Raw genomic sequence first — 9,794 nt, forward strand, 5'->3', positions numbered from 1 at the left:
GATGACTCCTACCCTGTACCGCCTGACCCTGGCCGCCCTGCTGGCCGGCTGCAGCCTGCCGGCGCTGGCCGCCGCCCCCAGCGACAAACCCGGGACGGTGTTCCGAGACTGCGCTGGCACCTGCCCGGAGATGGTCGTGCTGCCCGCCGGCAGCTTCATGATGGGCACCCTCGCCGACGAACAGGGCCGCCAGGACGATGAAGGCCCGCTGCACCCTGTCACCTTCGCCAAGCCGTTCGCCATCAGCCGCTTCCAGGTCACCGCGGGCGAGTGGGACGCCTACCTCCAGCAAAGCGGGGCGCAGATCAAGGATGGCGACGACCGCCCTGGGCGGCGCTGCACCGCCAGCAAGCCGAGCTACAAGCAGGGCCCGCGCCAGCCGGCGGTGTGCATGAGCTATTACGACGTAAAAGACTACGTGGCCTGGCTGTCGAAAAAGACGGGCAAGACCTACCGCATGGTCAGCGAGGCCGAACGCGAATATGCCGCCCGGGCCGGCAGCACCGGCATGTTCCCCTTCCCCGTCGACCCCGGTACCGGGCTGGAGATCAGCCGCCACGCCAACGTCTATGGCCCCAAGGACGGCTACAGCTACAGCTCGCCGGTGGGCAGCTACCCAGCCAACGCCTTCGGCGTGCATGACATGCACGGCAACGTCTACGAATGGGTAGAGGACTGCTACCACAACAGCTACCAGGGCGCGCCGAGCGATGGCAGCGCCTGGACCCAAGCCGGCTGCAAGATCGTCTCGATCCGCGGCAACGACTGGGGCGAGGCGCCGATCTTCTCGCGCTCGGGCAACCGCAACAACAACTTCCCCGAACGCCTGGGCGACTGGCTGGGCTTTCGCGTGATCCGCGAGCTGTAGCGCTTTGTGGCGGTAAATTCCCCGCCGCCCAGCTCGTCCTAAACGGTGTACTTGCGCAGGACCCGGGGCGCCTCACACGGCGCCCCCACCCGACCACCCAAGGAACCGTACCCATGAGCCAGACCGCTAGCCCCGAAAAAATCCACGACCTCATCGGCGTAGGCTTCGGCCCCTCCAACCTGGCCCTGGCCATTGCATTGGAAGAGCTCGCCGAAACCAACGGCCATGCACTCGACGCCCTGTTCATCGACAAGCAGAGCGACTACCGCTGGCATGGCAACACCCTGGCCACCCAGAGCGAGCTGCAGATCTCCTTCCTCAAGGACCTGGTTTCGCTGCGCAACCCCACCAGCCCCTACAGCTTCGTCAACTACCTGCACCAGAAGCAGCGCCTGGCGGACTTCATCAACCTGGGCACCTTCTACCCCTGCCGCCTGGAGTACAACGACTACCTGCGCTGGGCCGCCGAGCACTTCGCCACCCAGGCGGTGTATGGCGAGGAAGTGCTGCGCATCGAGCCTGAACTGCACGAGGGCCGGGTCGACCACCTGCGCCTGGTCTCGCGCGACCAGCACGGCCGCGAGCACCAGCGCCGAGCCCGCTCGGTGGTGGTCGGCAGTGGCGGCACGCCGAAGATCCCTGCGGCGTTCCGCGCCTTCAAGGACGATGCGCGGGTGTTCCACCATTCCCAGTACCTGAGCGCACTCGGCCGCCTGCCATGCAACGAGGGCAAGCCGATGCGCATCGCCGTGGTCGGCTCGGGCCAGAGCGCCGCGGAAGCCTTCATCGACCTCAACGACAGCTACCCCTCGGTCAAGGTCGACATGATCCTGCGGGCCTCGGCGCTCAAGCCTGCCGACGACAGCCCCTTCGTCAACGAGATCTTCGCCCCCGAATACACCGACCTGGTGTTCAACCAGCCGCGCCCGGAGCGCGACAAGCTCATCGCCGAATACCACAACACCAACTATTCGGTGGTCGATGTCGACCTGATCGAACGCATCTACGGCATCCTCTACCGCCAGAAGGTCGCCCATAGCCCGCGCCATGCCGTGCTGTGCCGGCGCACCATCGAGGACGTGGTGGGCACACCCGAGGGCATCGAGCTGACCCTGCGCGACCTGGCCACCGACGTGCGCCAGACCCACCGCTACGACGCGGTGATCCTTGCCACCGGTTACGAACGCCGCTCCCACCGCGAGCTACTGGCGCCTCTGCAGCAGCACCTGAAGGACTTCGAAGTCGACCGCAACTACCGCGCCCTGGCGACGCCCGACCTGCGTGCCTCGGTGTACCTGCAGGGCTTCTGCGAGGCGTCCCACGGCCTGAGCGATACGCTGTTGTCGGTGTTGCCGGTACGCGCTGCGGAAATCGGCCAGGCGCTCTACCAGGACCTGAGCCGTCACCACCTCGGCGCACAGCCGGTCGCAGCCCTGAGCCGCGTCTGAGCGGGGCCTGCCAATGACCAAGCAACCACGCGGGGCCTTGCGCGAGCTGCTGGCCCTGCTCAGACCGTTTCGCACGGTGGTGAGCCTTTCTATCCTGCTGGGCATGGTCGGCGGGCTGAGCGTCACTGTGCTGCTGGCGACCATCAACGGCGCCCTGCACGCCGAAGGCGGGCTCAGCCGGCAGGTAGTGGGCCTGTTCGCCGGCCTGTGCCTCCTGGCGCTGAGCAGTTCGATCCTGTCGGACATCGGCACCAACTATGTCGGCCAGCACATCATCGCCCGCCTGCGCCTGGCCCTGGGCGAAAAGGTGCTGTCGGCACCGATCGCACAGATCGAGCGCTACCGCAGCCATCGCCTGATCCCGGTGCTGACCCACGACGTGGACACCATCAGCGACTTCGCCTTCGCCTTCGCGCCTCTGGCGATCTCGCTGACGGTGACCCTGGGTTGCCTGGGCTACCTGGCGCTGTTGTCCTGGCCGATGTTCCTGATGATCCTGGTGGCCATCGGCATCGGCATCGGCATCCAGTACCTGGCCCGGCGCAAGGGCATCAAGGGCTTCCTGGCCGCTCGGGACGCCGAAGACGAGCTGCAGAAGCACTACGCCGCCCTCGCCGAAGGCGCCAAGGAACTGCGTATCCACCGACCCCGTCGCCAGCGCATGTACACCCAGCGCATCCGCCGCACCGCCTACGGCATCCGCGACATCCAGGTGCGCGCAATCAACGTGTTCGTGGTGGCCAAGACCTTCGGCTCGATGCTGTTCTTCGTGGTGATCGGCCTGGCGCTCGCCCTGCAATCACTGTGGCCGTCGAGCGACAAGGCGGTGATGAGCGGCTTCGTGCTGGTTCTGCTGTACATGAAAGGCCCGCTGGAGCATCTGGTGGTGACCCTGCCGATCATCAGCCGGGCGCAGATCGCCTTTCGCCGCATCGCCGAGCTCTCGGAGCAATTTTCCTCCCCCGAGCCACACCTGTTGCTCGATGACCCACGCCCAGGCGCCACTGCCCTGCACAGCCTGGAGCTCAAGGACGTGCGCTACAGCTTCCCGGCAGCCGAAGGCAGCACGCCCTTCTGCCTGGGGCCGGTCAACCTGCGTATCGAGCAGGGCGAGATCGTCTTCATCGTCGGCCAGAACGGCGGCGGCAAGACCACGCTGATCAAGCTGCTGCTGGGCCTGTACACGCCACAGTCCGGCGAGGTGCGCCTCAACGGGGTGGCGGTCGGCAGCGGCGACAGGGACGACTATCGCCAGCTGTTCACCACCATCTTCGCCGACTACTACCTGTTCGATGACGTGGTCCAGGGCGAACGGCATGTACCCGAGGATGCCAACCGCTATCTCGAGCGCCTGGAGATCAGCCACAAGGTAACGGTCAAGGACGGCGCCTTCACCACCACCGACCTGTCCACCGGGCAGCGCAAGCGCCTGGCATTGGTCAGCGCCTGGCTGGAGGAGCGCCCGGTGCTGGTGTTCGACGAATGGGCCGCCGACCAGGACCCGGCGTTCCGGCGCATCTTCTACACCGAGCTGTTGCCAGAGCTCAAGCGCCTGGGCAAGACCCTCATCGTGATCACCCATGATGACCGCTACTTCGACATCGCCGACCAGCTGGTGATGCTGGACGGCGGGCAGGTCGTCAGCGAAAAGGCCCTGGCCTGACCTTCACCCGACAAGCCCCTGGCCTCGCACCCAGGGGCTTTTTCTTGCCCGCAACGAATTTGAAAAAAAGTTTCCGGCTTTTCGGCAGGCATGCGTCTCACTACCAATAACAATTCTCAATTACATACGCCAGCACTTGACGGATAGCATCCATGCGCATTAACCCACCCCGTAGATCCACTACCCTTGCCCCACGCCGCCCCTTGCTGACCCTGGCCGCCGCTGTCGTGCTCGGCTATGCCTGCCAGGCCAACGCGCGCCCGGTGGCGATCGATATCCCGGCCCAGAACCTGTCGAAGTCGTTGCAGGACCTGGGCCGCCAGGCCAACCTGCAGATCCTCTACAGCCCCGAAGCGATCAAGGACGCGCGAGTAGGGGCCGTGCAGGGCGAGATGGAGCCGAGCCAGGTGCTCGGCCGGCTGCTGCAGCACACCGACATCCGTTACCAGATCACGGGCGACACGGTCATCCTCAACACGCCCCGGGCCGAAGCGGATGTAGTCAACCTGGACAACGTGCTGATCAGCAGCCGGCAGATGACCGCCACCACCGAGGGCTCCCACTCCTACGCCTCGCCCATGACCACCATCGGCAAGGGCGTGAAGAGCATCAAGGAGATCCCGCAGTCGGTGAGCGTGGTCACCCAGCAGCGCATGCAAGACCAGGACATCACCAATGTCACCGAGGCCTTGCTCGCCTCCCCCGGCGTCACTGCCGTGCCGTCGTTCACCGGCCACCAGTTCTACTCCCGCGGCTTCTTCATCAACAGCTTCCAATACGATGGCGTCCCCCTGGAACGCCAGCTGTATGCCCGAGGTTCGAGCTTCGGCGGCCAGACCGCCATCCTCGACCGCGTTGAAGTGCTGCGCGGCCCGCAGGGCCTGCTCGAGGGCGGTGGCGACCCCTCGGGTGCGGTCAACCTGGTGCGCAAGCGCCCCACTGCCGAGCCGCTGCTCAACATCACCGCCAAGGCCGGCAGCTGGGATCGCTATGGTGCCCAGGTCGATGCGGCCGGGGCGCTGGATGCGCAACGCAAGCTGCGCGGACGCATCGTCCTGGACTACGATACGGCCAATTCCTTCGTCGACTACGTCGGCTCCGACAACCAGACGATCTACGCAGCACTCGACTACGACTTGACCCCCGACACCACCGTCGGCATCGGCTACAGCCACGAACGCGTGGATGCCACCCCCAACTTCATGGGCATCCCCAACTACAGCAACGGCTCGATGCCCAAGCTGGGTCGCTCGACCTACCTGGGCACCACCTGGGACAACTGGGACAAGACCCAGGACACCTACTACCTGGACATCACCCACCAGCTCAACGACAACTGGAAGCTCAAGGGCACCTTCATCAATGCCCGTGAGTTCAACGACTTCAAGTACCTGCAACGCCGTGGCCGCCTCGGCCCACCCAATACCCTGGTGGGCGATGCCTATGTCTTCGACTACTTCTCCGAGCACTGGGGCGGCGATATCAATGCCAGCGGCGATACCGAGCTGTTCGGCCGCAAGCTCGGCCTGACCTTCGGTGCCAACGCCTCCAAGCTCAAGAGCCACGATGTGTGGGGCGCGCGCTACAACTGGGTCACGCCGATCGATATCTTCGACTACGTGCCCAACCGCGAGGCGCCGAGCGATGAGTCGATCTACGCGGCCAACAAGTGGGACGACGCCTACGACTCCACCCAGAAAGGCGTCTACGGGGTGGCCAACTATGCGCTGACCGACGACCTGTCGCTGATCGTCGGCAGCCGGGTGTCGGACTTCCGCACCGTGTTCACCTCCGACGGCCCTTGGGGCGCGAGCCGCAGCGTGGCGCAGAAGCATGGCAAGGTCACTCCCTATGCCGGCCTTGTGTACAAGCTCGACCCGACCTGGAACGCGTACGCCAGCTACACCGAGATCTTCAAGCCACAGACCCAGCGCACCGCCGAGGGCAGCCTGCTCGACCCACGCACCGGCAAGAGCTACGAGATCGGCCTGAAGGGCGAACACAACGAAGGCCGCCTGATCACCACCTTCGCGCTGTACCAGATGGAGCAGGACAATATCCCGATGCCGGATTCCAGCATCCCGAGCGATGTGGCCAACGCATCCTGCGGCGGCACCTGCTATCGCCCCTCCGGTACCATCCTGAGCCGCGGTTTCGAGGCCGAGGTCAGCGGCGAGATAGCCGAGGGTTTGCAGCTGTATGCCGCCTATACCCTGAACTTGCTCAAATACAAGGACGAGGAACCGGCGACCGCCGGCAACATCTCGGCCAACACCCAGACCCCCAAGCACATCCTGCGCACCTGGGCGAACTATCAGTTGCCGGGTGACTGGAGCAAGTTCTCGGTGGGTGCCGGCGTCAACAGCCAGAGCTCGTCCGCAGGGTTTGGCTACTACGGGCGCGAACAGGGTGGCTATTCGATCTGGAACGGCCGCATCGCCTACCAGATCGACAAGAACCTGTCGGCGGCGCTGAACGTCAACAACCTCTTCGACAAGAAGTACTACTCGGCCATCGACTACGACCACAACTTCTATGGCGATCCGCGTAACGTGCTGATGACTTTGAAGTACAGCTACTGATCGAAAACCTGGGGCTGCTGCGCAGCCTTTTCGCGGCACAAGGCCGCTCCTACCGAGGTTCGCATACACTTGTAGGAGCGGCCTTGCGCCGCGAAAGGGCCGCAAAGCGGCCCCTGCGTCATTGAATCCAACCCGACAAACCTGATCAAATAGCGCCTAGATGGCCACGCGCCACCATTCGCCACGGACGCTCTTTCCAACCCGATCAGGACCTACCATGTACCATGACGACCGCGAAATCGCGGCAGAGAAGTTGATCGAAGCGCTCGAACAGGACGTGAAAGCGATTACCGATCTTTCGCAGGATGCTCGACTCCTACTGATGCTGGTTGCGGTCGCCCGTGTTGGGGGGCCTTCCTTCGACCAATACCAATTCGCGACATGGCTGATGGACGACCCGTTGCTCGAACAGGTCGCCATCGATATCCACAATCAGTTGAAGAACAAGGCCGAACAGCTTCTCAAATCACGCAAAGATACTGCGTTCCTGATTACACACCTGGCCGCCAGATCCATTTCGCAGGAAGTCGGTATCGATTACCGCCACCCGAAACTGGTTGCCGCATTGGTCGGCACCCTGCAAGCGACGTTGTCGACCCCGTTGTTCGAAGCGCTCCCCAACACCGCCGAACTCTCACTCGGGTTGTTGGGTCAGTCGCCCAAGCCATCGTTTCCCATGTCCGAAAACCTATCCGACCGCCATCGAAACCTCATCAGCCTGCGCCTGGCGGCCAATGGCATCGATGCCACGTTCACCCAAGCCGTGGACTACCGCTTCGGCCAGCCGACCTTTCTGCTGGACTGGCCGCTAGCCGACCACACAGCGTTTCTGTCAACGCTCGAGAACGTACTGGACATCGGCAATGCCCGGCTCGTGCTGATCGTGAACTGGACCCACGCAGAAACGACCGGCACCTGGGAGCGCTTGCTCGCCTTGACCGAGGGCCGCGCATGCATCGAGGCGCTGATCAATTTCAGCAGCCTGCCCTCGCCCTCGGATCATTGCACCGCGATCATCATCAATACGCAGCCACTCCAGAACGATACGCTCTACATTGATGTCTCCGTTTCGAACACCGCACTGCCCCCGCTGGACGGTATCGAGCGCATGCTGCTGGCCGGCTGTATCTACAATCTCTGGCAAGGCCGTGCAGCGCACAGCCATCTGGACTTTCTTTCCCGCGATGTATTGAAGTTCGTCAACAGCTACTTCCATGATGGCTTCCGACCGATCACCGGGCTGTGCAACGCCATGGACAAAAGGCCGAAGCGCCTCAGCAGGACACGCCTGGCCAGCCGCCCCTACCTCAAGGCCGCACCTGGCGAGCCCTCTCGGCCGGCGCTGTCGGATAACAGCCGATTGATCGCCCAGGCACTGGAGCGCAGCGATGGCCATCGCTGCATCTATGTCATCGGCAACAATGGCGAGGGCAAAAGTTTCCTGCTCAGGGACATCGTGTACCAATTGCAGGCTGCCAAGAAGCATACCATTGGCCTGCCCATGTCCCATGCCGATCGCTTTCCTGACGAACGCCATCTCTTTACCTACAAAGGTGCACGCAAAAGCTCTATCGCCAAGGAAACAGCCGCCATCGCGAAGTACGGCGCTCACGTCCAACTGCTGAGCGAATGCCTGGAATTGATCGGGTTCAACTCCAAGATCTATCTGACCCTGAAGTCCGAACTCAGCCATGACCAACATGGCGACCGGCGTCCCGATACCCTCGATCTATCGGACAGCGATGACCGGGCGTACCTCAACCGTGAAAAAGGCCTGATCAAGCATTACGACGTGAACTTCATCCGTGAAGGCCACCGCACCATCGCCTTCGAAAACTTGAGTTCCGGCGAGCAAAGCATCCTCAACCTGCTGACCCGGATCATCGCTTCGGATGCCCGGGATGCGACGTTCCTGATCGATGAACCCGAAATCAGCCTGCACGTCAGCTGGCAGCAACGGCTCCCTCGAGTCTTGAGCGTGCTGAGCGAACGCCTGCAGACCGCCTTCGTGGTCGCCACCCACTCGCCGATCCTGATCGCCAATGCCGCCGCACAGGACCTCTGCTACGTATACCGGGTCGGTGTACTGGACGAGATCCCCGTCGAGGAACGCCATTCGGTCGAAACCCTGTTGATGGACGGTTTCGAAACCTACACCCCGCACAACCGGGAAGTGCATGAACGCTGCGCCAAGCTGGTGGCCTCGCTGATCGAAGCGGTGAATGAAAATGAACAAGCCGGCGTCACCGTCATCGACCAGGCCAACAAAGCCATCGAGAAGCTGGAAGCGTTCAAGACGACCATTCGCAAGAGCGGCCAGATCGGTAGCGAAACACGCCCGGCCAACGATATCGACCTGATCGAAAAGACCTTGGGCGCGATCTTGATGCTGCGTGCGCAAAGCGAGCCTCAGCATGGCTGATTTGACCCAGAAGCAGATGGATGCCATAGAGGCCCGCTACAAGGATGACTGTCATGAGCGGCAGATACATCGGCCCAAGGCATGGCAGCATCTCGTCGAGCAAAATGCCTTGGCCATCGCCGAGTTCAAACGACGGAAAAAAGGCTTGGTACCCTCTGCGGTCGACTTGTGGACCGAGCTGAGCAAATTCAACCAACGCCAGACATCGGGTGTAACCGGCCCGTTGATCCGCAAGGCGTTACGCAGCTTCCTGGAAAAAGAACAAAACTACCTGTGTTGTTATTGCCAGCGCCCCTTGGTCAACATCGCCCACGCCAAGCCCATCGAACATATCCTGCCGCGTGCCGATTTCGTCCAGTACACTTTCCATTTTTGGAACCTGGCAGTGGCCTGCTTCGATTGCAACCAGATCAAGTCCGACACGGTTTGGGCCGATGCAAAGAAAATGGGCCAGGAAACCTATCCGCAACCTGGCGCTTTCACTGAGATGTACCACCCGCGGTTCCATACTTTCGCCGAGCACGTGCATTTCATCAGGGTGCAGACCAACGAGCACCTCATCTCGCTGTATAGAGGCATTTCCGATCAAGGGCGCCACCTGTGCCTGAACCTGCTCAAGGAACTCTCGGCTCGGGAAATCGTGCTCAACAGCAACCCCCGGCTAAAGCGCGCCCAGGATGTGATCAACGACCATGTAGCCGCGCACGAAGGCGACCTGCCGCCTGCGCTCAAAGCCTTCAGCGACGCATTGTCCAAGTCGACAAAAGCACTGATCGACAGCGGCCATCGCTAAATCAGCGCCCCCCTGTGA

6 protein-coding genes are annotated in these 9,794 nt (G+C 62.7%); all 6 read left to right on the top strand.

Translation table 11 applies throughout. The annotated features are described in order from the left end of the window. Position 1 precedes the first annotated feature (1 nt). The gene (locus ACNFG0_RS13735; RefSeq protein WP_416765229.1) at positions 2 to 868 is read left to right on the top strand and encodes a formylglycine-generating enzyme family protein; all 867 of its coding nucleotides are present in this window, start codon (positions 2 to 4) and stop codon (positions 866 to 868) included. A gap of 113 nt (positions 869 to 981) precedes the next feature. Then, the gene (locus ACNFG0_RS13740) at positions 982 to 2,316 is read left to right on the top strand and encodes a SidA/IucD/PvdA family monooxygenase (protein WP_196167120.1); all 1,335 of its coding nucleotides are present in this window, start codon (positions 982 to 984) and stop codon (positions 2,314 to 2,316) included. 13 nt (positions 2,317 to 2,329) lie between these two features. Beyond that, on the top strand, positions 2,330 to 3,979 hold the full coding sequence (locus ACNFG0_RS13745) for a cyclic peptide export ABC transporter (protein ID WP_196146482.1): 1,650 nt from the start codon (positions 2,330 to 2,332) through the stop codon (positions 3,977 to 3,979). Between the two features lie 152 nt (positions 3,980 to 4,131). After that, on the top strand, positions 4,132 to 6,561 hold the full coding sequence (locus ACNFG0_RS13750; RefSeq protein ID WP_416765231.1) for a TonB-dependent siderophore receptor: 2,430 nt from the start codon (positions 4,132 to 4,134) through the stop codon (positions 6,559 to 6,561). Positions 6,562 to 6,778: 217 nt separating this feature from the next. Further along, complete coding sequence (locus tag ACNFG0_RS13755) at positions 6,779 to 8,983, top strand: AAA family ATPase (RefSeq protein ID WP_416765233.1); 2,205 nt, start codon at positions 6,779 to 6,781, stop codon at positions 8,981 to 8,983. After that, a complete protein-coding gene (locus ACNFG0_RS13760; protein ID WP_416765235.1) occupies positions 8,976 to 9,776 on the top strand; it encodes an HNH endonuclease in 801 nt (266 codons plus the stop codon). Before ACNFG0_RS13755 ends, ACNFG0_RS13760 begins: the two co-directional genes overlap by 8 nt. Positions 9,777 to 9,794 lie beyond the last annotated feature (18 nt).

The organism is Pseudomonas sp. NY15372, assembly GCF_048068215.1.
GTDB classification, from domain to species: Bacteria; Pseudomonadota; Gammaproteobacteria; order Pseudomonadales; family Pseudomonadaceae; genus Aquipseudomonas; species Aquipseudomonas guariconensis_A.

What these genes read in the sequence shown, in the direction of transcription:
- ACNFG0_RS13740 (WP_196167120.1), top strand. Translation starts at nt 982, where the DNA reads ATGAGCCAGACCGCTAGCCCCGAAAAAATCCACGACCTCATCGGCGTA.
- ACNFG0_RS13750 (WP_416765231.1), top strand. Translation starts at nt 4,132, where the DNA reads ATGCGCATTAACCCACCCCGTAGATCCACTACCCTTGCCCCACGCCGC.
- ACNFG0_RS13735 (WP_416765229.1), top strand. Translation starts at nt 2, where the DNA reads ATGACTCCTACCCTGTACCGCCTGACCCTGGCCGCCCTGCTGGCCGGC.
- ACNFG0_RS13745 (WP_196146482.1), top strand. Translation starts at nt 2,330, where the DNA reads ATGACCAAGCAACCACGCGGGGCCTTGCGCGAGCTGCTGGCCCTGCTC.
- ACNFG0_RS13755 (WP_416765233.1), top strand. Translation starts at nt 6,779, where the DNA reads ATGTACCATGACGACCGCGAAATCGCGGCAGAGAAGTTGATCGAAGCG.
- ACNFG0_RS13760 (WP_416765235.1), top strand. Translation starts at nt 8,976, where the DNA reads ATGGCTGATTTGACCCAGAAGCAGATGGATGCCATAGAGGCCCGCTAC.